This is a genomic window from Thermus sp. NEB1569, from assembly GCF_022385295.1.
Classification (GTDB): domain Bacteria; phylum Deinococcota; class Deinococci; order Deinococcales; family Thermaceae; genus Thermus; species Thermus scotoductus.
The window spans coordinates 776,956-799,544 of record NZ_CP092445.1 but is presented as its reverse complement, the minus strand read 5'-3'; the positions used below and the strand labels follow the sequence as shown (position 1 = coordinate 799,544).

Below are 22,589 nucleotides of genomic sequence, written 5' to 3'. Positions count from 1 at the left end.
CTACAATGGGGGCATGGTTCAGGTGGAGAGAGGTCGGATCTATCGGGTTTTCCTCAACGACCCAGAGCGACGTAACCCCCTTTCCCCGGAGATGGTGGAGGGGCTTTTGCAGGCCCTCGAGGAAGCGGAGAAGGATCCCAAGGCCCGGGTCCTGGTCCTTTCGGGGCGGGGAAGCGCTTTCAGCGCCGGGGCTGACCTAGCCTTTTTGGAGAAGGTGACGGAGCTTGGGGCCGAGGAGAACTACCGCCACTCCCTTTCCCTCATGCGCCTCTTCCACCGTCTCTACACCTTCCCCAAGCCCACGGTGGCCGCGGTGAACGGGCCGGCGGTGGCGGGCGGGGCGGGTCTGGCCACCGCCTGCGACCTATTGGTCATGGACCAGGAGGCCAAGCTGGGCTACACCGAGGTGAAGATCGGCTTTGTGGCCGCTTTGGTTTCCGTGATCCTGGTGCGGGCCGTGGGGGAAAAGGTGGCCAAGGACCTCCTCCTCACGGGCCGCCTGGTGGGGGCGGAGGAGGCCAAGGCGTTGGGCCTGGCCAACCGGATCGCCAGGCCCGGTAAAGCCCTGGAGGAAGCCCTGGCTCTTGCGGAGGAGTTGGCCAAGAACGCCCCCACCTCCTTGCGCCTCACCAAGGAGCTTCTCCTGGCCCTGCCGGGGATGGGCCTCGAGGATGGCTTCCGCCTGGCGGCCTTGGCCAACGCTTGGGTCCGGGAAACCGGGGACCTTAAAGAGGGCATCCGGGCCTTCTTCGAGAAACGGTCGCCTAGGTTTTGAAAAGCATAGCCTTGGGGCCTCAGGAAGGTTCTGAGCAGCTGGCAAGGGCTATACTCCCCTTATGGGCCTCGTTCCCCCTTGCTTCATCACCGAAATCGTGGAAAAGGACCTGCGGGAAGGGAAGTACAAAAAGCTCCTTACCCGCTTTCCTCCGGAGCCCAACGGCTATTTGCACATCGGCCATGCCCGGAGCATCCTGCTGAACTTCGGCCTGGCCCTGGACTATGGAGGCGAGTGCAATCTGCGCTACGACGACACCAACCCGGAAACGGAAAAGGAGGAGTACGCCCGGGCCATAGAGGAGGACGTGCGCTGGCTGGGCTTCACCCCCGATAGGGTCCTCTACGCCTCCGACTACTTTAAAACCATGTACCAGTGCGCCCTCGAGCTGATTCGGGAGGGCAAGGCCTACGTGGACGACCTCTCGGAAGAGGAGATGAGCGAGCTCAGGGCCCAGGGAAAGCCAAGCCCCTACCGGAACCGGAGTGTGGAGGAAAACCTGGAACTCTTTGAAAGGATGCGCCGGGGGGAGTTCCCCACGGGGAGCCGGGTCCTAAGGGCCAAGATCGACCCGGCCCACCCCAACTTCAAGCTGCGGGACCCCGTGCTCTACCGCATCGTGCACGCCCCCCACTACCATGCGGGGGACCGCTGGGTGATCTATCCTCTCTACGACTACGCCCATCCCCTGGAAGACTTCATCGAAGGCGTCAGCCACTCCCTTTGCACCCTGGAGTTCGAGAACAACCGGGCCATCTACGACTGGGTGATCGAGAACCTGAAGGGGAAGTGCGGCCTTCCCCTTTCCCCCAGGCCCTACCAGTACGAGTTCGCCCGCCTGGACCTCACCCACACGGTGCTCTCCAAGCGGAAGCTCATCAAGCTGGTAGAGGGGGGCTTCGTCTCTGGCTGGGACGACCCCAGGCTTCCCACCCTAAGGGCCCTAAGGCGGCGGGGGGTGCGCCCCGAGGCCATCAGGGAGTTCGTGCGGCGCACCGGCATCTCCCGCAACGAGGCCCGCATCGAGATGGAGCTCTTTGAGGAGGTGGTGCGGGACGATCTGAACCCCATTGCCCCCAGGGTCTTGGGGGTTTTGGAACCCTTAAGGGTGGTCCTCACCAACTACCAGGGGGAGGAGTGGGTGGATGCCCCCTACTGGCCCAGGGACATCGGCAAGGAGGGGAATAGACCCCTACCCTTCTCCCAGGAGATTTACATAGAGCGGTCCGACTTCAGCCTCAATCCCCCCAAGGGCTGGAAGCGCCTCGCCCCGGGGCAAAGGGTGCGCCTGCGGCACGCCTACGTGATGGAGCTGGAAGACGTGGTGGAGGAAAACGGCGAGGTAAAGCTTCTGAAGGCCCGCATCGTTCCCGGCACCCTGGGGGCCAACCCCGAGGACGGCATCAAGCCCAAAGGGGTCATCCACTGGGTTTCCGCCCGGCACGCCCTGCCCGTGGAGTTCAGGCTTTATGACAGGCTTTTCCTGACCGAGGACCCCGAGGAGGGTGGGGATTTCCTGAAGAACCTGAACCCAAGGGCCCTCGAGGTCAAGCAGGGCTTCATCGAACCCAGCGTGGCCCAGGATCCTCCGGACACCCGCTACCAGCTGGAGAGGCTGGGCTACTTCTGGCAGGACCCGGTGGACTCCCGCCCAGGGCGGCTGGTGATGAACCGCATCGTGCCCCTCAAGGAGGGCTACCGGCTTCAGTAGAGGGGACTAAAGCCCCACGCTAACCCCCACCGCTCCCCCTACCCCGAAGCCCGTGTTCGGGACCAGGTAAAGGGTGGGGTGCACTTCCACGTACACCCCGAGAAGAGGCAGGGGTAGGTTCAGCCAGGTGCCCAAGACCGCCCGTAGGCCCGCATGGCCCCGGGCATCCTGGGGCAGGGTAAGGGCCGGCCCCGTGCCATAAAACCCCCCAAGGCCCAGGTAGAAATCGGTGAGGGGAAGCTTAAGAAGCAGGTCCACCCCACCTCCCATAGCCTCGAGGCCCACACCTCCGTACACCCGCCCATCCAGCAGGAGGGGCACCAGGGGGAAGCGCAACCCCCCCTGCACTCCAAAGGGGCTTCCTCCACTCACCTCAGCCCGCTGGGCCAGACCCAAGGCCAAAACCACCACAATCGCCGCAAGCCACCTACGCATGCCGAACCTCCTCCAAAAGCACTTCCACCCGGGCCATGCGAGCCCGGTGGGCCCCGGGTTCGTAATCCACCAGGACCCCATCCACCTTGAGCATCCCCAGGGCCCTGAGGAAGGCCTCCTTCAAGGCCCGGGTCTCTAGGGCGCTCACCCGCATCCCTAGCTCAGGATGCCGGGCCAGGAAGCCCTGGGCCAGGGCCTCGGAGGTCCAGATGCCGGAAAGCCTCTGCCCCAAGACCTCCAAAACCAGGTGCTCCCCAGGCTCCCCCTCCAGGATGTACCAGGGCCCCGAGAGATCCATCCCCCGGCATAATACCCCTCGTGAGGCTGGACCGCTACCTGGTGGAAAGGGGCCTGGCGGAAAGCCGGGAGAAGGCCCAGAGGCTCATCCAATCCGGCCAGGTCAAGGTGGCCGGGCAGGTGGTGACCAAGCCCGCCCACAGGGTGCCGGAAGGAGCCCAGGTGGAGGTCCTCTCCCCGGAACGGTACGTGAGCCGGGGGGCGTACAAGCTCCTGGGTGCCCTCGAGGCCTTCTCCCTAGAGGCGAAGGGCAAGGTGGCCGCGGACATCGGGGCCAGCACCGGCGGGTTCACCCAGGTGCTCCTGGAAAGGGGTGCCAGGCGGGTCTATGCGGTGGACGTGGGCAGGGATCAGCTCCACCCCCGCCTAAGGGAGGATTCCCGGGTGGTGAGCCTCGAGGAGCAGGACGCCAGGAGCCTCCTTCTTCCCGAGCCCGTGGACCTGGTGGTGATGGACGTGTCCTTCATCTCCTCCACCCTGCTTCTTTCCAAGGTAAAGGAGCTCCTTAAGCCGGGAGGCGAGGCCCTCATCTTGGTGAAGCCCCAGTTTGAGCTGGGCCCCGGGGTGCACAAGGGAGTGGTGCGGGAGGAAGGCCTCCGGCAAAAGGCCCTGGTCCGGGTGCGGGAGGAGGCCCGGGAGCTGGGCTTTCAGGTGCTGGGGGAAAGGGAAAGCCCCTTGCCAGGGAAGGAGGGAAACCGGGAGTTCTGGCTTAGGTTGCGCAAACCTCAGGAGTTCCCTTACCCTGACCCCACGGGAAGCGAATCCTGACCCTGGACCCAGGCCAAGTAAAGGGCTGCCGTCCAGGAAAACCCCCGCCCCCCCAAGCCCTCCCCCGTGAAGGGGTGGTAGTACTCGCGGAAACCCGATCCCTCCACCAAGGCCAGAAGGTCCTTCTTTAGACGGGCCGCCTCCTCGTGGAAACCCTGGCGAACCAGCCCCCAAGCCAAAAGCCAGTTGACCGGAGCCCAGACCGGGCCCCGCCAGTAGCGCCTGGCCTCAAAGTACAAGGCTGAGGGAAGGACGCTGGGGAAAAGGTACCTGGCTTCCCCTGCCCAGGACCGGAAGGTAGTGAGGAGACGCTCCGCTCGGGAACGGGGCAAAGGAAGCAAAAGGGGGAGAAAACCCGCCGAGGTGGCCCGGGGAATCCTCTTGCCGGAGAAAAGATCCAAGGAACGGTAAAGCCCGGCCTCCTCATCCCAAAGGGCCTCCAAGGCCGAAAGACCCCTCTGCCACCAGCCTCGAGGCTCCGAGGGATCCTCCCCCAAAAGCCCGGCCAGCTCCACCAGAGCCTCGTCGGCAAACAACAAGAGGGCGTTGAACCCTACATCCACCACCCGAAAAGGGCTTTCGCGGTAGCAAGAGGCTGGGTCGTAGTTTAGGCTCCGAAAGAGGGAAACCAGGTAAAGGTAACGTTCGTAATCCTCCAGCCGGGGGCGCTCCTCTGGGGGCACGTGCTTTGTGTCCCGCCGGGCCTCAGGGGGGACGGGGTAGCGGGGGACCCTCTTCAGGGGCAGGTCCCAAGCGGGGCTATTGTCCATCCCTGTTTCCCAAGGGTGAAGAACCGCCACCAGGCCCGTGCCCTCAGGATCCCGATAAAGGTGAAGAAAGCGGTGGAGGGCCAGAAGCCGGGGGTAAAGTTTCCGGGCCTGGGCCTTACCCTTCTCTCCAAACTTGCGAGCCAGGTGAAGGAGCACCGGAGCTAGAAAAGGAGGCTGGGTGATACCTGAGGTCTGGGGCTTCCGCCCGCTTCCCCAAATCTCAGGCCCTGGAAAGTAGCCAGCGTCCTCCCGGTGGAAGACGATGTGGGGGAGGAACCCGTTTTCCCACTGTCCCAGGAATAGGGTTTCCAGCTCAGCAAAGGCCCGATCCCCGTCCAGAACCGCCCAGCCCAGAGCCACAAAGCCACTATCCCAGAGCCACTGGAAAGGATAGAGACCCTGGGCGGGCACCGTGTACCCGCCCCGGTCGTTGGCCCGTAATATGCCCTCGGCCTCCTTAACCCGGTCAAGGGGCACGCTCCACCTCCGACCAGGCCCGGCCCGTCTGGGGATCAAAGAGGCGCACCCCTTCGGGGGAAGCCTTAAGCCACACCTCCTCGCCTGGCCTCAGGGGAAGGGAAGAAGGCACCGTGGCCTTCAGGGCTTGGCCAAAGGCCTCCAGGGTAACCAACTGGTGGGGACCCAGGGGTTCCACCACCAGTACCCGCCCGGGAAAAGCCCCCGGCACCTCCGCCCCATACACCTCCAGGTCCTCAGGCCTCACCCCTACCAGGACCTCACAGGAAAAGGACCTCCCCAGAAGGGTAGAAGCAGCCCCTGGCCCCAGGCGCAGGAAGTTCATAGGAGGATTTCCCAGAAAGCCCCCCACAAAGGTATCCCGAGGGTTCCGGTACACCTCGAGGGGGAGGTCGCACTGGACGATCTCCCCTTCCCGCATCACCGCGATGCGGTCCGCCATGCCCATGGCCTCCACCTGGTCATGGGTCACGTAGAGGGTGGTGATTCCCGCCTCCTTTAAAAGGCGCTTGAGCTCAGCCCTGAGCTCCAACCGCAAAAGGGCATCCAAGTTGGAAAGGGGCTCGTCCATCAGAAGCACCTCAGGCTCCACCGCCAAAGCCCTGGCCACCGCCACCCGTTGCCTCTGGCCTCCGGAAAGCTGGGCCGGGTACCGGGAAAGAAGCTCACCGATGCGCAGAAGCTCCGCCGCCCACCCCACCTTCTCCCGTACCACCCTTTCCGGCAGGCGGCGCATCCTAAGGCCAAAGGCGATGTTTTCAAAAACTGTGAGATGGGGGAAGACCGCATAGTTTTGGAAGACCATGGCCAGACCCCGGGCCCTCGGGGGGAGGTGGGTCACCTCCCTTTCCCCCAGGAAAACCCGGCCCCTATCCGGCCACTCCAACCCGGCCACGATGCGCAGGAGGGTGGTCTTGCCGCAACCAGAGGGCCCCAGGAGCACCAGGAACTCCCGGTCTTGGACCTCGAGGTCCACCCCCTTCAGCACCCGGGTGCGCCCGAAGCTTTTTTCCACTCCTTCCACCAGGACTCGAGCCACTCCCTACCTCCTAACGGCTAGCGATGCCAAACAGGGCAAACAGATAGCGTCTCATGGCAAAGATGAAGAGCAGGGCCGGAACCACCAGGATAAACCCCCCAGCAAAGCGGAAGGGTAAAGGGGAATCGTGAAGCAAGGTCAGCAGTAAGGCGGTCAAAGTCCTCTCCCTCAGCGTAAGTAGGGTGGCAGCGAAAACCTCGTTCCAGGAGATGATGAAGGCGAAGATCCCCGTGGCCGCAAGCCCGGGGAGGGCAAGGGGGAGAACCACCTTGAAAAAGGCCTGCACCTTGGTGCAACCCAGGGTCCAGGCAGCCTCCTCCAGCTCCCTGGGAACGGAAACGAAGAGGCTATAGGTGACCAGGACCGCAAAGGGCAGGGCCAAGGCGGTGTGCACCAAGGCCACCCCCAAAGGGGTGTCGTAAAGGCCCAAGCGGATGAAGCGCACCGCCAGGGGAATGGCCAGGATGGCCAAGGGAAAGGCCCGGGTCATGAGCACCAGGATCCGGAAGAGATCAGCCCCCCGAAAACGGTAGCGGGCCAAAGCGTAGCCCGCAGGGGCTCCCAAAAGGAGGGAGAACAGCATGGTGAGGGCCGCCACCAGCAAGCTGTTGCCCAGGGCCTTCCCCACCCCAGGCACCTCCAGGAAAGCCCTTAGGACCTCCAGGGAAAGGGGGGAGGGGTAAAGGGGTTTGGGGTAGGCGAAAACCGCCTGGCGCTCGGATAGGGCCAGGGAGGCCAGGAGGTAGATAGGGAACGCCACCCAAAGAACCAGAAGGAGGGCCAAGCTGTAGTAAACCAGGGCCACCCGCCTCATGCTCCCACCTCCGGCCGCACCCGGAGAAGGCGCAGATAGGCCAAAGTCGCCAGAACAGAGATGAGGAGAATAAGAACCGCGTAAGCCGCCGCCACCTGAGGGTTCTGGTAAGCGGTGTACCAGTAGTAGGCCTCTCCCGCCAGCACCGGAAGATTCCGCCCACCCAACGCCAGGACCACGGCAAAGACTTCAAAGGCCAAGATGGTCCTGAGGATAAGGGCAGCCTGGAGGCTGGGTTTGAGAAGAGGCAGGGTAACCCGCAAGAAGCGTCGCCAGGGTGTGGCGCCGAAGACCTCCGCCGCTTCCCCGTACTCCTTGGGTATAAGTTGCACCCCTGCGACCAGGATCACGAAGACCAGGGCCGTGGCCCGCCACAACTCGGCTACCACCACCGCCAGAAAGAGAAAAAGAGGGGTCTCGTAGCTAAGCCATAGTCTGGGCATCTCCAGAAGCCCAAAGGCCTGGAGGAAGGTGTTCAGGTAACCCCTCTCGGTGAAAATCGCCAGCCACACAATTCCCGCCGCCAGGTCGGAAATGCCCAAAGGAAGGGTCCAGAAGTAGAGGAAGAGGTCCCGTCCCCGTTTAAGCCCCTGCACCAGGAGGGCCATAACCAGGGCCAAAGCCACCTGGAGGGGAACGACGATTGCGGTGAGGAGAAGGGTATTCCTCAGAGCATCTTTAAAGTACAGGTCCCTGCCCATCCGTTGATAGGCTTGGAGGCCCCACCCCTCTCCCTCCCGCAAGGAGAGGAGAACCACCTCCACCAGGGGGGCCAGGAACAGGAAAAGCAGGAAGAGGGTAGCAGGAAGAACCAAGAGGTAAGGGGTGAGGGCCTCCCGCCGCATGGCCTACTCCACCGGGCAAGCCCCTCGGCTCGGGGGATCGGGAGCCCAGCAGGGAGCCCCGGTCTCCTGCATGATCCGCCGCAAGTTAGCCGCTTCCTGATCCAGAACCCGGCGGATGTCCTCGCCTCTAAGAACGATGCGGGCAAAGGTGTCCACGTAAACCTTATTGAACTCCCCGCCCTTGGCCCCTAGACCCACGGGAAGGAGACTTGGCAAGGCAGCGCTTCCACCCGCCTGGCGGGCAATGGCCTCCGCAGCCATACGGATGCCCTGGGGAAGGTCCGGGGGTAGGCGCACGTCCACCACGGGGAAGAAACCCACTTCCCGGAGGGTAGTCAACTGCACCGAAGGCCGGGTCAGGTACTCAATGAGCTCCAAAGCACCCGCCCGGTTAGGGGCTCCTTTGGGCACCGCCAGCCCTGCCAGGACCGGCATGAAGCCCCTTCCCCTGGGGCCGATGGGGGCAGGGAAGGCCACGAAGTCCTGGGGACGTTGCCTTAACGCATCCAGAAGCCTGGCGGTGTGATCCCAGGCCACCAGAACCTCCCCGGCCAAAAGAGGCTCCTGCATAAAGTCATAGGTGGTGGACTGGGGATTAACGTAGCGCCAGAGCTCCCGGAACTCCCGCCACATCGCCTCTGCCTCCTGACTCCGGTACCTCACCACCGCGCTCGCCGTGTAGGAGGGGTAGAGGTATCCCTGGAAGAAGCGGTGAATCAATCCCCTGGGGCCCGCCGGAAAGCCCAAAAGCCTCCTTCCCGTAGCCTGCTGCATATTGGCTGCCCATTCCTTAAGCTGGGAGTAGGTAAGGGCGTTCAGGTCCGCTCTGGGGGGCAAGTACCGGAGGGCCTCCCGGTGAGCTACCATGATGTAAGTGGCCTGCATCCAAGGGACGTAATAGGTATTCCCAGTGCCCAGCTTAGCCAAGCCCAGGAAGCTTTGGGGAAAGCGGCGATCAGCCAAGCGAGGCAAGAAATCGTCCAAGGGATCCAAGGCTCCTGCAGCTAGGAAGGGGGGGAAATCCCCGTGCAGTCCACCCAAAAGGCTCACACTAATCCGGCCTGCCCTGACCTCAGCTAGAACCCGGTCGGTGAAGGGACCCGTGTCCTCCGGGATAAACTCCACCCGACCCGGGAAGTCCTTAAGGATCACCTGGCGCATCTTCTGGGCCTCCTCCAGGGGTCTAAGCTGGGTGGAGAGGAAGACCACGCCTCCCTGGCCCCAGGCCAACCCCGCCAGAACCAACCCCAAAACCAGCCAGCGCATTCCAAACCTCCTCTCGCCAGGCCTTTCCCCGCCCGGCTCAGGGGTCACACAGGGGCCGGACCATCCGTGCCCCTCAGGACCAACTCCGGAACCCAGACCTCCCGGAGCTCCTCCACCGGCCTTCCCTCGAGACGGGCAAGGAGAAGCTCCACCAACCGGCGCCCTTCCTCCCTGAAGGGTTGCCGCAGGGTGGAAAGGGGCGGATCAGTATAAGAGCTGAAGGGAAGGTCATCGTAGCCGATGAGGGAAACCTGCTGACCCGGCCTTAGACCCCGCTTCTTGAGGGCATGCAGGACTCCCCAGGCCATGCGGTCGGTGGCGGCCAAAATGGCAGTGGGGGGCTCAGGGAGACTTAAAAGGGCCTCAGCAGCCATCAGACCCCCTTCCTCAGTGAGATCCCCCTGCTGCAGGTACTCCTCTGGGGGTTCTAGCCCCACCTCCCGCATGGCCCAAAGGTAACCCTCAAGCCGGTGCCGGGCGAAGTTGAGTTCGGGAGGAGCGCCGATAAAGGCAATTCGCCGGTGGCCCAGCTCCAGGAGGTGAACCGTGGCCCGGTAGAATCCTAGGGTACCGTCCATATCCAAAAAGGGAAAGGGTTTCGTCACCCCCTGGCTCCTGCCGTGGGCTACAAAGGGAAAATCTTTCTCCAAAAGGTAAAGGATCCTTTCATCCCGCACCCGGGTGCGGGCCACCACCAAAGCATCCACCCGTCGTTCCTCCACCAGGTGCCGGTAACAGTCCAGCTCCTCTGGACCCGGGGGGCAAGCGGTTACCAGAAGGTCTAACCCTATTTCCCCGAGGGCTTCCCCAATCCCTGTCAGGAGCTCCAGAAAAAAAGGATCAGCGAACTGCCCCTTGGGAGCTGGAATCACTATCCCCACCGCCTCCGTACGGCCCTTGCGCAAGCGACGGGCCAGGGGATGGGGGCGGTACCCTAGGGCCTCCGCCGTTTCGAGAACCCGCTTCCGGGTCTCGGGAGCCACGTCGCTGTAACCTGCAAGGGCCCGGGAAACTGTGGTCACGGAAAGGCCAAGATGGGCGGCAAGATCCTTAAGGCGCACCGGCATCCTCCAAAACGATTTGGATATCATCGTAAAGGCAAACCCCGGGGTTGTCAACCCCGGGGAAGGATACGAACAAGCTAAGCGCCTTTAAGCCACTCCTCCGCGATCTGCACAGCGTTTAAGGCAGCTCCCTTTAAGAGCTGGTCCCCCACCACGAAAAAGTCCAGGCCGTTGTCAAAGGCCAAGCTCTGACGGATCCTCCCCACCTCCACATTCCACTTGCCGCTGGCCGTGAGGGGCATGGGGTAGCGCTTGGCCTGGGGCTCGTCCACCACCTCCACCCCTGGGGCCTGGGCCAGCACCTCCCGGGCCGCCTCCGGGGAGACGGGCCTTTCAAACTCCACGCTCACCGCCTCGGCATGGGCCCTAAGGGTGGGCACCCGCACCGCGGTGGCGCTGATCCTTAGGGAGTCATCCCCAAAGATCTTGTGGGTCTCCCACACCACCTTCATCTCCTCCCGGGTATAGCCGTTTTCCTGGAAGGTATCTATGTGAGGGATGACGTTGAAGGGCAAAGGGTGGGCGAAGACCTCGGCCACCGGGCTTTCCCCGTGCAGGTAGCGGTGGGTTTCCCTTAATAGCTCCTCCATCCCCTTGGCCCCGGCCCCGCTGGCCGCCTGGTAGGTGGCCACGATGACCCGCTTCGCCCGAAAGGCCCGGTGCAGGGGCCAAAGGGCCATGACCAGGATGGCCGTGGTGCAGTTGGGGTTGGCAATGATGCCCTGGTGTTGGAAGATTCGCTCCCGGTTCACCTCTGGCACCACCAGGGGCACATGGGGCTCGTAGCGCCAGGCGCTGGAGTTGTCGATCACCAAGGCTCCCCCTTGGGCCCAAACGGGGGCCAGGGCCTTGGAAAGGGACCCTCCGGCGCTGGCCAGCACCAGGTCCACGGGCAGAGGCCCCTCGGGAAGGGGCTCCACCGGAATGGCCTCCCCCCGGAAGACCATGGTCTTGCCCGCAGAGCGGGGGGAAGCGTACAGCCTAAGCTCACTCAAGGGAAAGTTCCGGGCCTCGAGGACCTTGAGGATCTCCTGCCCCACGGCCCCCGTGGCCCCTACCACGGCCACCCTCATCCTCTCTCCTCCTTGCTGGCCACCCAGAAGCCCACCATGGTTTCGCCTCCCAGACCTTCTTCACCCAAAGGGCTACCCCAGCACCTTGGCCCGCAGAAGGGCTGGACCCCGCAGGGGAAGGACCTCGTCCTCCTTTAGATCCAGCAAAGCCAGGGTGTTTCCCTCATGGTCCACAAACTCGACCATGTAGCCACCCTTGGGATAGACCAGGACCACCGTACCCACATCCCCCGCCTCGAGGCCCACTTCCCTGTGGTCGCGCTTAAGAACCACCAGATCGTGCTCGCGGATCATTTCTCCCTCCACGGGTAGGCGGTCACCAAGCGAAAGGTATCCTCTCCCTCCCCACGATACCAAACGCTTTGCAGGAGAACCGGACCCGTGGGGCAGACCAAAGGGCCCCTTAGGACCAAGACCTCCCCTACCACCTGAGCTTCTCCCGCAAAAACCCCTCCAGCTCCTCCACGTGAAGTCGGATCTGCTCCATGGTGTCCCGGTCCCGCACGGTGACCGTGTCCTTGAGCCGGGTGGTCCCATCCTTGCTCTGCCCGATGGTGTCGTAGTCCACGGTGATGGCGAAGGGGGTGCCCACCTCGTCGTGGCGGCGGTAGGCTTTGCCGATGTTGCCGGTGTCCTCGTAGAGGATCCGGCCCAACCCCAGGGCCTGGAGCCGGGCCTTCAAACGCTTGGCGTACTCGGTGATCTCCGGGCGGTTCCTGACCAGGGAGATGACCGCCACCTTGATGGGGGCGAGCTGGGGCTTAAGCTTTAGGACGATGCGTTCCTCCCCATTCGGAAGCTCCTCCCGGGTGAAGGCCTCCGCGAGGAGGGCCAAGACCCCCCGGTCCACCCCGGCCGAGGGCTCGATCACGTAGGGGACAAACCACTTGCCGGTATCGGGGTCCCGGTAAGCCAGGCGGGCGGTGGAGTGCTCGTTTTTAAGCACCCGGGCGGTGATGCCAAGCTCCTCCTGGTCCTTGGTGTGGCTCCCCAGGTCAAAGTCCGTGCGGTTGGCGATCCCCTCCAGCTCCTCGAGGCCATGGGGAAAGCGGTAGAGGATGTCCACCGTGGCCTTGGCGTAGTGGGCCAGCTCCTCGGGGGGCTGCTCGTAGGGGACCAGGTTATCTCGGCTTAAGCCCATCTCCTGCCACCACCGAAGCCTCTCCTCCACCCAGTAACGGTGCCAGTACTCGTCCTCCCCCGGGCGGACGAAGTACTCGATCTCCATCTGCTCGAACTCCCGCACCCGGAAGATGAAGTTCCTGGGGGTGATCTCGTTGCGGAAGGCCTTGCCGATCTGGGCGATGCCGAAGGGAAGCTTGCGGCTGGTGCTGTCCAGGACGTTCTTGAAGTTCACGAAGATGCCCTGGGCGGTCTCCGGGCGCAAGTAGGCCAGGGAAGCCTCGTCCTCCACCGGGCCCACGTAGGTCTTGAACATCATGTTGAAGTAACGGGGTGGGGTCCAGTCCCCGGGCTCAGCGGTGGCGGGATCCAGCACCCCGGCTGCGGTCATGGCCCCCCCAGCCCTTTCCGGGGCCTGCATCATGGCCTGGACCAGGGCATGAAGGTTATCCTCCTCCACCTCCATGGCCCGGTAGAGCCTCCTGAGCACCTCTTCCGGCTGCTCCTTGAGGAGGTGATCCAGGCGGTAGCGCTTCTTGGTGATGCGGTTATCCACCATGGGATCGGCAAAGGTGGCCTCGTGGCCGGAATAGTACAGGACCAAGCGGTGGGTGAGGACGCTAGCATCCAACCCCTCCATGTCGTCCCGCTCGTAGACGTTCCTTCGCCACCAGGCCTGCTTCAGGTTGTTCTTGAGCTCCACCCCCAAAGGACCGTAGTCGTAGGTCCCCTGGAGGCCCCCGTAGATCTCGGAGCCCTGAAAGATAAACCCCCTGCGTTTGCAAAGCGCCACCAGTTCGTCAAGGCTGCTCGCCGGCATCGTTCCTCCCAAAGGGGGCCTAGGCCCCCGGTTACAGGGCATATTACCGGAAGGAGGGGCCAAGGCACCACGGGAACCCATGGTGAGCCCAGGCGCAAACCCCCGCCCATGCCCGGCTTACGCTAGAATAGGTGACGAGGGGAGCATGAACAGGTACGACGATCGCGCCAGGCTGGTTTTCCACTACGCAAGGGAGGAGGGGAGCCGCTTAGGCCACTCCATGATCGGCCCAGAGCACCTCCTCCTGGGCCTGATGCGCGAGGGGGGTACGGCGGCCCGCATCCTCCAGGAGTACGGGGCAAGCCTCGAGGCCATGCGCCGCATGGTGGAGGAGCTGGTGGGCCGCGGCGAGGGGAGCCGCACCGGAGAACCCCCTGCCATTACGCCCAGGGCCAGGCGGGTCATGGAGCTGGCCAGCGCCGAGGCCCGCAACATGGGGGCCCCGGTGATCGGCACCGAGCACATCCTCCTGGGCATCATCCGAGAGGGTGACGGGATCGCCTACCGCATCCTCTCCCACTTCGCCAAGGACGTGGACGCCATTCGCTGGCGCATCCTGGCCATGGCCGACAGCCGGGAGCGGGAAAAGCCGGTGAACACGCCCTTCCTGGACGAGTACGGCCGTGACCTCACCAAGGAGGCCCGGGAGGGCAAGCTGGATCCCGTCATCGGCCGGCAGGAGGAGATCAACCGGGTGATCCAGATCCTGGCCCGGCGCTCCAAGAACAACCCCGTCCTCATCGGGGACCCCGGGGTGGGCAAGACCGCCATCGTGGAGGGGTTGGCCCAGGCCATCGTGGAGGGCCGGGTTCCCCCCATCCTCAAAGGAGCCCAGGTGGTGGCCATTGACCTCGCCGGGGTGGTGGCGGGGACCAAATACCGGGGCGAGTTTGAGGAGCGCCTGCGCCAGATCATTGAAGAGCTCAAAAACGCCAAGGTCATCGCCTTCATTGACGAGCTCCACACCCTGATCGGGGCCGGCGGGGCCGAGGGTACCCTAGATGCCGCCAACATCCTGAAACCCGCCCTGGCCCGGGGGGAGATCCAGGTGATCGGGGCCACCACCACCGGGGAGTACCACCGCTACATAGAGAAGGACGCGGCCCTGGAGCGGCGCTTCCAGCCGGTGATCGTCCTGGAGCCCTCCCCGGAGGAAACCTTGGAGATCCTCAAAGGCCTCCGTCCCCGCTACGAGGCCCACCACGGGGTCATCATCCCCGACGAGGTCCTGGAGCTTTCCGTCAAGATCGGCATCCGTTCCCTCCCAGGGCGCAACTTCCCCGACAAGGCCATCGACCTCATTGACGAGGCGGCCTCGAGGGTCCGCCTGAACGCCTCCTTGGGCCTGCCCGTGGCCGAGGAGGAGGACGGGACCCCCGTGGTGACCCGGGAGGACATCGAGGCGGTGGTGGACTCCTGGGGCGGGATCTACGTGGACGACAAGGACGACGAGAAGCTCATGCGCCTCGAGGAGGAGCTTAGAAAGCGGGTGGTGGGCCAGGAGGAGGCCATCCGCGCTCTGGCCAGCGCCCTTAGGCGGGCCCGGGTGGGTCTGGGAGGCCGGACCCGGGTGGCAGCCAGCTTCCTCTTCGTGGGCCAAAGCGGGGTGGGCAAGACCCAGCTGGCCAAGGCCCTGGCCGAGGTGCTCTTCGGCTCCGAGCGGGCCCTCATCCGCTTTGACATGTCCGAGTTCCAGGAGCCCCACTCCGTTTCCAAGCTGATCGGGGCCCCTCCCGGCTACGTGGGCTACGAGCAGGGGGGCCGGCTCACGGAGGCGGTGCGCCGCCAGCCCTTCAGCGTGGTCCTCCTGGACGAGATTGAGAAGGCCCACCCCGACATCTACAACACCTTCCTGCAGGTGCTGGACGAGGGCCGCCTCACGGACGGCATGGGGCGGACCGTGGACTTCCGCCGAGTCATCCTCATCATGACCTCCAACACCGGCTACAACGTGGGCCCGGCCATCGGCTTCACCAGCAAGGAAGTGGACACGGAATCCCCCCTCAAGTCCCTCTTTACCCCCGAGTTCCTGGACCGGCTGGACGAGGTGATCCGCTTCCGCCCCCTCACGGAGGAGGAGCTGGTGCAGGTGGCCCGGATGATGCTGGACGACATCCAGAAGGAGCTGCAATCCCGGGACATCACCGTGCGCTTTGCCCCCGAGGTGGCCCGGTTCGTGGTGGAGCAGGCCCCCAAGACGGGGAGCGCCCGGGCCATCCGGAGCATCATCCGGGAACGCATCGAAGATCCCCTCTCCCTGGCCCTCCTCAAAAAACCCACCGGCCACCTCTACGTGAACGTGGAGGATGGGCACCTGGCCTTCCACGAGGTGGAGGGGGAAGAGCTTTTGGTTTAGATGTTCCCAGGAATCCCAAGGCCCTGCCTCCTCCCCTCGAGGGGGCCGTTTTTTCTCGGGCCCCTCGAGGCCTGAACCCATGGCCAAGACCTCCTATACCTGCGTGGAATGCGGTTACCGCACCCCCAAGCCCCTGGGACGGTGCCCGGCCTGCGGTGCCTGGGAGAGCTTCCAGGAGGTAGCCCCCTCCCCCCGTGCCCCATCCCGCCAAGCCCACCTGGAAGCCCCCTCGCCGATTTCCCTCTCCCAGGTGAACGAGGCCGAGGAGAAGCGCTTCTCCTCTGGTCTTTCCGAGGTGGACCGGGTCTTGGGCGGGGGGTTCGTGCCGGGGGAGGTGGTCCTCCTGGGGGGAGAACCCGGGGTGGGCAAGAGCACCCTCCTTCTGGAGCTGGCCAAGCACCTCACCAGGAAGGTCTACTACCTGGCCGGAGAGGAATCCCCGGCCCAGATCAAGCTGAGGGCGAGGAGGCTTGGGGTAAAAGAGCTCCTTCTCCTAAAGGAAACCCGCCTGGAGCCCCTTTTGACCCTCCTGGAAAGGGAGCCGCCAGAGGTGCTCTTCGTGGATTCCATCCAGACCATTGAGGCCGGGGGAAGCCCAGGTAGCCTGGTGGCGGTGCGGGAGGCCACCCACGCCTTCGTGCGCCTGGCCAAGGAGGAGGGCATCACCACCCTTTTGGTGGGCCACGTGACCAAGGAGGGGGTGGTGGCCGGGCCCAAGAGCATAGAGCATGCGGTGGACGCCACCCTCTACCTGGAAAGCGCCGGGGTCTACCGGGTCTTGCGCAGCGCCAAGAACCGCTTCGGCCCCGTGGGGGAGCTCGGGGTCTTCCGCATGGAGGAGGAGGGCCTGGTGGAGGTGCAGAATCCCTCGGAGGCCTTCCTTCTGGAAAGGCCCCTCGGGGTTCCGGGAAGCGCCATCGCCCTGGCCCTGGCGGGAGAAAGAGCCCTGGCCCTCGAGGTCCAGGCCCTGGCCGCCAAAACCCCCTTCCCCGCCCCCAGGCGGGTGGTCCAGGGCCTGGATGCCAGGCGGGTGGACATGGTCCTGGCGGTCCTGGAAAGGCGGCTGGGCCTTCCCCTAGGGAACCTGGACATCTACGTGAACCTGGCAGGAGGGCTTAAGGTGCAGGACCCGGGCCTGGATCTGGCGGTGGCCTTGGCGGTGTATTCTGCGGTGGTGGGCAAGGCCCTGCCCCCGGACCTGGCGGTGGTGGGGGAGGTGGGGCTTCTAGGCGAGGTGAGGAGCGTCATAGGATTGGAAAGGCGGCTTAGGGAAGGGGAGCGGGCGGGGTTTTTCCGCATCCTCCACCCCGGGAACACCAAGGCCCTCAAGGAAGCCGTGGAGCAATACCTGGGATGAGTTCCCCACTTCTTTTCTACCTGCTTTTTGCCTTTTTAGGCTACCAGCTGGCGGTGGGCTTGGAGGGACTCGGGCTTCTCCCCCGCTCGGCGGGCCTTCTCTCCTTGAACCGGCTTTACCTGACCCTGGCCGGTTTCCTCACCGGGGTCCTTTTGGCCCCCCGCCTCGAGGCCTTCTTGCAAAACCGGCTCCGCCGCCTAAGGGAGCTCCCCCCGGAAGTGCCCGTGGCCCTGACCCTAGGGGCCACCCTTGGCCTCCTCCTCACCGTCTTGCTCACCACCCTCCTCTCCCAGGTGCCGGGCTTCTCCCCCTACCACAGCCTCCTCCTGGCCCTCTTTCTGGTGGGGCTTTTCTCCTACCTGGCCCTGGGCTACAAGGACTACCTGCGCCTTCCCCAAACCCCCCGCCGCCCCCAAGGGGGCAAGGTGCTGGACACCAGCGTCCTGGTGGACGGCAGGGTAGCGGAGGTGGCGGCCACGGGGTTCCTGGAAGGCCCTCTTTACGTGCCCCACTTTGTCCTCAAGGAGCTCCAGCACTTCGCCGACAGCCCCGACCCCCTCAAGCGGGCCAAGGGCAGGCGGGGGCTGGAAACCCTGGAGAGGCTTAAGGAGCTTGTGGTCCTCGAGGTCCTGGAGGAAGCCCTCAAGGGGGAAAGCGTGGACGAGAAGCTCCTCTTCCTGGCCCGGGACCTAACAGCCGCCCTGGTAACCAACGACCTGGCCCTCTTACAGATGGCCAGGATCTACGGGGTGAAAGCCCTTTCCGTCCAGGCCCTGGCCCAGGCCCTCCGTCCCCAGCTCAAGGTGGGGGACACCCTGAAGCTCCTCATCCTGAAGGAGGGTAAGGAGCCCCACCAGGGGGTGGGCTACCTGGAGGATGGCTCCATGGTGGTGGTGGATGGGGGGATCCGCTACCGGGGCCAGGAGGTGGAGGTGGTCATCACCCAGGCCATCCAGACCCAGGTGGGCCGCCTCTTCTTCGCCCAGCCTGCCGCCGAAGCGCAAAGCTAATGGCCGAAAGCCCGGTAGCTTATAATGCCTAACGGCCTTGGCCGGCCAAGGAGGTGGAAAGCTTGAACCTGCACGAGTATCAAGCCAAGGAGATCCTGGCCCGTTATGGGGTACCGGTGCCGCCCGGCAAGGTGGCCTACACCCCCGACGAGGCCAAAAGGATCGCGGAGGAGCTGGGCAAGCGGGTGGTGATCAAGGCCCAGGTGCACGTGGGCGGGAGAGGTAAGGCCGGGGGCGTGAAGCTGGCGGACACCCCCCAGGAAGCCTACGAGAAGGCCCAGGCCATCCTGGGGATGAACATCAAGGGCCTTACGGTGAAGAAGGTCCTGGTGGCCGAGGCGGTGGACATCGCCAAGGAGTACTACGCCGGCCTCATCCTGGACCGCTCCCAAAAACGGGTGGTCCTCATGCTCTCCAAGGAAGGGGGGGTGGACATCGAGGAGGTGGCGGCGGAGCGCCCGGAGGCCATCCACAAGTTCTGGATCGACCCCCACAAGGGCTTTCGGGCTTTTGAGGCCCGGGAGATGGTGAAACAAGCGGGCCTCGAGGGCAACCTCAACAAGCTGGCCCAGGTCCTGGTGGCCCTCTACCGGGCCTACGAGGGGGTGGATGCCTTCATCGCCGAGATCAACCCCCTGGTGGTCACCACCGAGGGCCAGATCGTGGCCGCCGACGCCAAGATTGTCCTGGACGACAACGCCCTCTTCCGCCATCCCGATCTGGCCGAGCTTCGCGAGATCGAAGCCGAACACCCCCTGGAGGTGGAGGCCAGCAACTACGGCTTCGCCTACGTGAAGCTTCAGGGGAACATCGGCATCATCGGCAACGGGGCCGGCCTGGTCATGTACACCCTGGACCTGGTGAACCGGGTGGGGGGTAAGCCCGCCAACTTCCTGGACATCGGGGGCGGGGCCAAGGCGGAGGTGGTCTATAACGCCCTCAAGTTGGTCCTTAAGGACCCCGACGTGAAGGGGGTGTTCATCAACATCTTCGGCGGCATCACCCGCGCGGACGAGGTGGCCAAGGGCGTCATCCGGGCCCTGGAGGAGGGGCTTCTCACCAAGCCCGTGGTCATGCGGGTGGCGGGAACCGCCGAGGAGGAGGCCAAAAAGCTTCTGGAAGGCAAACCCATCTACATGTACCCCACGTCCATCGAGGCGGCCAAGGCCATCGTGGCCATGGTGGGAGGTGCGGCGTGATCCTGATCAACCGTGAAACCCGCGTCCTGGTCCAGGGCATCACCGGCCGGGAGGGGCAGTTCCACACCCGGCAGATGCTGGAATACGGCACCAAGGTGGTGGCCGGCGTGACCCCGGGCAAAGGGGGTAGCGAGGTCCTGGGTCTTCCCGTGTACGACACGGTAAAGGAAGCCGTGGCCCACCATGCTATTGACGCTTCCATCATCTTCGTGCCGGCGCCTGCCGCAGCGGATGCGGCCCTCGAGGCGGCCCACGCCGGCATCCCCCTCATCGTCCTCATCACCGAGGGCATCCCCATCCTGGACATGGTGAAGGCGGTGGAGGAGATCAAGGCCCTGGGAAGCCGCCTCATCGGGGGCAACTGCCCGGGCATCATCAGCGCCGAGGAGAGCAAGATCGGCATCATGCCCGGCCACGTGTTCAAGCGGGGGAAGGTGGGGCTCATAAGCCGCTCCGGCACCCTCACCTACGAGGCCGCCGCCGCCCTTTCCCAGGCGGGCCTGGGCACCACCACCACGGTGGGCATTGGAGGCGACCCGGTGATCGGCACCACCTTTAAGGACCTCCTCCCCCTCTTCAACCAGGACCCCGAGACCGAGGCCGTGGTCCTCATCGGGGAGATCGGGGGATCCGACGAGGAGGAGGCCGCAGCCTGGATCAAGGAGAACATGAAAAAGCCCGTGGTGGGCTTCATCGGCGGCCGTAGCGCCCCGAAGGGCAAGCGCATGGGCCACGCCGGAGCCATCATCATGGGGAACGTGGGCACCCCGGAGTCCAAGCTGAAGGCCTTCGCCGAGGCAGGTATCCCCGTGGCCGACACCATCGACGAAATCGTGGACCTGGTGAAGAAGGCCTTGGGCTAAAAGCCCTTAAGCCTCCCACCCTGGCCGAGCCAGGGTGGGGTGTTTTTACACCCTGCCCGTGGCCTCGGCCATCCAGCGAAGCCGTTCCCCGTGCTCGGGCAGGAGCTGGCCGGGCCTAAGCCGCCAAGCCCAGTTGCCCGAGGGGCGCCCAGGGTAGTTCATCCGGGCCTCGCTTCCCAACGCCAACACATCCTGCACGGGGTAGACGGCCAGCCTGGCCACCGACTTCATCCCCAGGTGCATGAGGGCCCAAGGCACCTCCTCCTCCCTGTGAAAACCGAGGCCCCACTCCGCCAGGTAACGCTCCATAAAAGCCCTTTCGTGCGGGCTGGCGGTGCGGTACCAGCCCAAGGTGGTGTCGTTGTCGTGGGTGCCGGTGTAGACCACCACCCGGCCGTGGGAGGGGTAGTTGTGGGGCAGGAAGGGGTTTTCCATCCCCCCGTCAAAGGCGAACTGCAGGACCTTCATCCCCGGAAGGCCAAACCGGTCCCTCAGGGCCTCCACCTCGGGGGTGATCACCCCCAGGTCCTCCGCCAGGATGGGCACCCGGCCAAAGGTTTCCTGAATCTTCTGAAAGAGCTTCTCCCCCGGGGCCTTCACCCAGCGTCCCTCCACTGCCGTGGGGCAGGAGGCAGGGATCTCCCAGTAGGCTTCAAAGCCCCGGAAGTGGTCGATGCGCACCAGGTGGAAAAGCTCCAAGGCCTTCCTCAGGCGCTCTATCCAGAAGGAGAACCCCTCCCTTTCCAGCACCTCCCAGCGGTACAGGGGATTCCCCCAGCGCTGGCCCGTTTCCGAAAAGTAATCCGGCGGCACCCCCGCCACCACCGTGGGCCTTCCCTCCTCATCCAGGTGGAACCACTCGGGGTGGGCCCAGACCTCCGCGGAGTCCTCGGCCACGAAGATGGGCATGTCGCCGATCAAGGAGAGGCCCAAGGCCTCCGCCGCCTCCCTCAAGGCCTGCCACTGCCGGAAGAAAAACCACTGGGTCCAGGCGTGGAAGGCCACCTCTTGGGAGAGGGCCAAAGATGCTTCCCTTAAAGCCCTTTCCTCCCTCAGGCGGAGGGGCATGGGCCAGCGGTTCCAGGGAAGGCCTCCGTGGTGGGCCTTCAAGGCCATGAAGAGGGCGTAGTCATCCAACCAGCTCCTTTCCCGGTCCCAAAAGGCCTGAAAGGCCTCCTTTTCCTCCCGGCTAGCCCGCTCCTGGAAACCCCGGAAGGCTTCCCTAAGCGCCGGCCACTTCCAGGCGTAGAGCCAGCCGTAATCCACCCGGCCCTCGGGAAAACCGGGGTCCTCGAGGCGGAGGTACCCCGCCTCCGCCAGAGGGCGGAGGTCGATGAGGTAGGGGTTCCCGGCAAAGGCGCTGAAGGACTGGTAGGGGGAGTCTCCGTATCCTGTGGGCCCTAAGGGCAAAACCTGCCAGTAGCGGGCCCCAGACTCCCCCAGGAATCGGAGGAAGGCAAAAGCCTCCTCCCCAAGAACGCCAACCCCATAGGGTCCGGGAAGGCTGGTGGGGTGCAGAAGCAGGCCATAGGCGCGCGGAAGCTCCATGGTCCCAGTTTACCCCAGGTTTGGAAACCCTTCCAGAGGCTGACAGAGCCTAAGCGGTTTGGGTCCACCAGGGAATCGGGCAAGCCAAAGCCTAGCCCACCTTGTTCCCCTTCTCGTCGTAGGTGTAAAACCCTCGGCCGGTCTTGCGGCCCAGAAGCCCCGCCTGCACCATGCGGCGGAGAAGAGGAGAAGGCCGGTACTTGTCGTCGCCAAAGCCCCGGTGCAACACCTCCATGATGGCCAAACAGGTATCCAAGCCGATAAGGTCAGCCAGCTCCAAGGGACCCATAGGGTGGTTCATCCCCAGGCGCATGACCCCGTCGATGGCCTCCTTGGTGGCCACCCCTTCCCTCAGGGCCTCGATGGCCTCGTTGATCATGGGCATGAGGAGGCGGTTGGAGACGAAGCCGGGGTAGTCCTGCACCTCGAGGGGGGTCTTCCCCATCCGCCTCGCCACCTCCACCACCACATCCCGGGTTTCCTCGGAGGTAAGCTCCCCCCGGATCACCTCCACCAGCTGCATGAGGGGCACGGGGTTAAAGAAGTGCATGCCGATGAAGCGCTCCGGCCTACCCGAGTAGCGGGCCAAGGCGGTGATGGGGATGGAAGAGGTGTTGCTGGCGAGAATCGCCTCGGGCTTCACCAGGCTTCCCAGGCGCTCAAAGAGGCGGCGTTTTTCCCCCTCGTCCTCCACGATGGCCTCCACGATCAGGTCCGCCTCCGCCAGGTCCCCCAGGACCACGGTGGTGCGGATCCGCCCTAAGGTGGCCTCGAGGTCCTGCGGGGCAATCCGCCCCTTCTCCACGAACCTGCCTAGGGAACGCTGGATGGCCTTCAGGCCCCTTTCCAGGAAGCTTTCGGCCACGTCCACCAGCACCACCTCAAAACCCGCCTGGGCCGCCACCTGGGCAATCCCGCTTCCCATCTGCCCTGCGCCCACCACGCCGATTTTCCTTACCTCCATAACGGCACCTCGGGGG

Annotated in this window: 21 protein-coding genes; 8 read left to right on the top strand and 13 right to left on the bottom strand. The window is 64.5% G+C overall.

Annotation, left to right across the window (positions count from 1 at the left end):
• Positions 1–13: 13 nt before the first annotated feature.
• Both MI302_RS04865 and MI302_RS04860 read left to right on the top strand, forming a co-directional pair.
• The gene (locus tag MI302_RS04865; RefSeq protein ID WP_019550042.1) at positions 14–775 is read left to right on the top strand and encodes an enoyl-CoA hydratase/isomerase family protein; all 762 of its coding nucleotides are present in this window, start codon (positions 14–16) and stop codon (positions 773–775) included.
• A 61-nt stretch (positions 776–836) separates the two neighbouring features.
• The gene (locus MI302_RS04860; protein WP_239726376.1) at positions 837–2,486 is read left to right on the top strand and encodes a glutamine--tRNA ligase/YqeY domain fusion protein; all 1,650 of its coding nucleotides are present in this window, start codon (positions 837–839) and stop codon (positions 2,484–2,486) included.
• A gap of 6 nt (positions 2,487–2,492) precedes the next feature.
• On the opposite strand, the gene MI302_RS04855 is transcribed toward MI302_RS04860, so the two are convergent.
• Positions 2,493–2,921 (bottom strand): hypothetical protein, encoded by a 429-nt coding sequence (locus MI302_RS04855; protein WP_126165037.1) that lies wholly within the window; start codon positions 2,919–2,921, stop codon positions 2,493–2,495.
• Entirely contained in the window at positions 2,914–3,219 is a 306-nt protein-coding gene (locus MI302_RS04850) for a DUF3234 domain-containing protein (protein ID WP_015716729.1), read from the bottom strand. The genes MI302_RS04855 and MI302_RS04850 overlap by 8 nt, the downstream gene beginning before the upstream one ends.
• A 20-nt stretch (positions 3,220–3,239) precedes the next feature.
• Here MI302_RS04850 and MI302_RS04845 point away from each other — a divergent pair, with 20 nt between their 5' ends.
• Positions 3,240–3,986, top strand: coding sequence for a TlyA family RNA methyltransferase (locus MI302_RS04845; RefSeq protein ID WP_239726375.1), 747 nt, complete (start codon positions 3,240–3,242; stop codon positions 3,984–3,986).
• Here the strand turns inward: MI302_RS04845 and MI302_RS04840 are convergent.
• The 9 genes from MI302_RS04840 to MI302_RS04800 all read right to left on the bottom strand — a co-directional run bounded on the left by MI302_RS04840 (position 3,956) and on the right by MI302_RS04800 (position 13,276).
• Positions 3,956–5,233 (bottom strand): trehalase family glycosidase, encoded by a 1,278-nt coding sequence (locus MI302_RS04840; protein WP_028493140.1) that lies wholly within the window; start codon positions 5,231–5,233, stop codon positions 3,956–3,958. The two genes, MI302_RS04845 and MI302_RS04840, sit on opposite strands and share 31 nt — an antisense overlap.
• The gene (locus MI302_RS04835; protein WP_028493139.1) at positions 5,223–6,272 is read right to left on the bottom strand and encodes an ABC transporter ATP-binding protein; all 1,050 of its coding nucleotides are present in this window, start codon (positions 6,270–6,272) and stop codon (positions 5,223–5,225) included. Before MI302_RS04835 ends, MI302_RS04840 begins: the two co-directional genes overlap by 11 nt.
• Positions 6,273–6,282: 10 nt before the next feature.
• Positions 6,283–7,086 carry a carbohydrate ABC transporter permease gene (locus MI302_RS04830; RefSeq protein WP_028493138.1) on the bottom strand — a complete coding sequence of 268 codons (804 nt, stop codon included), beginning with the start codon at positions 7,084–7,086 and terminating at the stop codon, positions 6,283–6,285.
• Positions 7,083–7,931, bottom strand: a complete 849-nt coding sequence (locus tag MI302_RS04825; protein ID WP_028493137.1) for a carbohydrate ABC transporter permease — start codon at positions 7,929–7,931, stop codon at positions 7,083–7,085. The genes MI302_RS04830 and MI302_RS04825 overlap by 4 nt, the downstream gene beginning before the upstream one ends.
• Positions 7,932–7,934: 3 nt before the next feature.
• On the bottom strand, positions 7,935–9,197 hold the full coding sequence (locus tag MI302_RS04820) for an ABC transporter substrate-binding protein (RefSeq protein WP_028493136.1): 1,263 nt from the start codon (positions 9,195–9,197) through the stop codon (positions 7,935–7,937).
• A gap of 44 nt (positions 9,198–9,241) precedes the next feature.
• Entirely contained in the window at positions 9,242–10,258 is a 1,017-nt protein-coding gene (locus tag MI302_RS04815) for a LacI family DNA-binding transcriptional regulator (RefSeq protein ID WP_028493135.1), read from the bottom strand.
• Between the two features lie 80 nt (positions 10,259–10,338).
• Complete coding sequence (locus tag MI302_RS04810; RefSeq protein ID WP_239726374.1) at positions 10,339–11,334, bottom strand: aspartate-semialdehyde dehydrogenase; 996 nt, start codon at positions 11,332–11,334, stop codon at positions 10,339–10,341.
• Positions 11,335–11,406: 72 nt separating this feature from the next.
• Entirely contained in the window at positions 11,407–11,628 is a 222-nt protein-coding gene (locus MI302_RS04805; RefSeq protein ID WP_015716720.1) for a DUF4926 domain-containing protein, read from the bottom strand.
• 127 nt (positions 11,629–11,755) lie between these two features.
• On the bottom strand, positions 11,756–13,276 hold the full coding sequence (locus MI302_RS04800) for a glycine--tRNA ligase (RefSeq protein WP_239726373.1): 1,521 nt from the start codon (positions 13,274–13,276) through the stop codon (positions 11,756–11,758).
• Positions 13,277–13,421: 145 nt separating this feature from the next.
• On the opposite strand from MI302_RS04800, the gene MI302_RS04795 reads away from it, so the two are divergent.
• The 5 genes from MI302_RS04795 to sucD all read left to right on the top strand — a co-directional run bounded on the left by MI302_RS04795 (position 13,422) and on the right by sucD (position 20,061).
• Positions 13,422–15,632 (top strand): ATP-dependent Clp protease ATP-binding subunit, encoded by a 2,211-nt coding sequence (locus MI302_RS04795; RefSeq protein ID WP_239726372.1) that lies wholly within the window; start codon positions 13,422–13,424, stop codon positions 15,630–15,632.
• Positions 15,633–15,711: 79 nt separating this feature from the next.
• On the top strand, positions 15,712–16,989 hold the full coding sequence (radA, locus tag MI302_RS04790; RefSeq protein ID WP_239726371.1) for a DNA repair protein RadA: 1,278 nt from the start codon (positions 15,712–15,714) through the stop codon (positions 16,987–16,989).
• Positions 16,986–17,999, top strand: a complete 1,014-nt coding sequence (locus MI302_RS04785; RefSeq protein WP_239726370.1) for a PIN/TRAM domain-containing protein — start codon at positions 16,986–16,988, stop codon at positions 17,997–17,999. Before radA ends, MI302_RS04785 begins: the two co-directional genes overlap by 4 nt.
• Positions 18,000–18,061: 62 nt before the next feature.
• Positions 18,062–19,198 (top strand): ADP-forming succinate--CoA ligase subunit beta, encoded by a 1,137-nt coding sequence (gene sucC, locus MI302_RS04780; RefSeq protein ID WP_239726369.1) that lies wholly within the window; start codon positions 18,062–18,064, stop codon positions 19,196–19,198.
• Positions 19,195–20,061, top strand: a complete 867-nt coding sequence (gene sucD / locus MI302_RS04775; RefSeq protein WP_126207066.1) for a succinate--CoA ligase subunit alpha — start codon at positions 19,195–19,197, stop codon at positions 20,059–20,061. Before sucC ends, sucD begins: the two co-directional genes overlap by 4 nt.
• A 45-nt stretch (positions 20,062–20,106) precedes the next feature.
• Here the strand turns inward: sucD and malQ are convergent, their stop codons facing one another.
• Entirely contained in the window at positions 20,107–21,609 is a 1,503-nt protein-coding gene (gene malQ, locus MI302_RS04770) for a 4-alpha-glucanotransferase (RefSeq protein ID WP_126188013.1), read from the bottom strand.
• Between the two features lie 91 nt (positions 21,610–21,700).
• Positions 21,701–22,573, bottom strand: a complete 873-nt coding sequence (locus MI302_RS04765; RefSeq protein ID WP_015716710.1) for a 3-hydroxybutyryl-CoA dehydrogenase — start codon at positions 22,571–22,573, stop codon at positions 21,701–21,703.
• Positions 22,574–22,589: the final 16 nt, after the last annotated feature.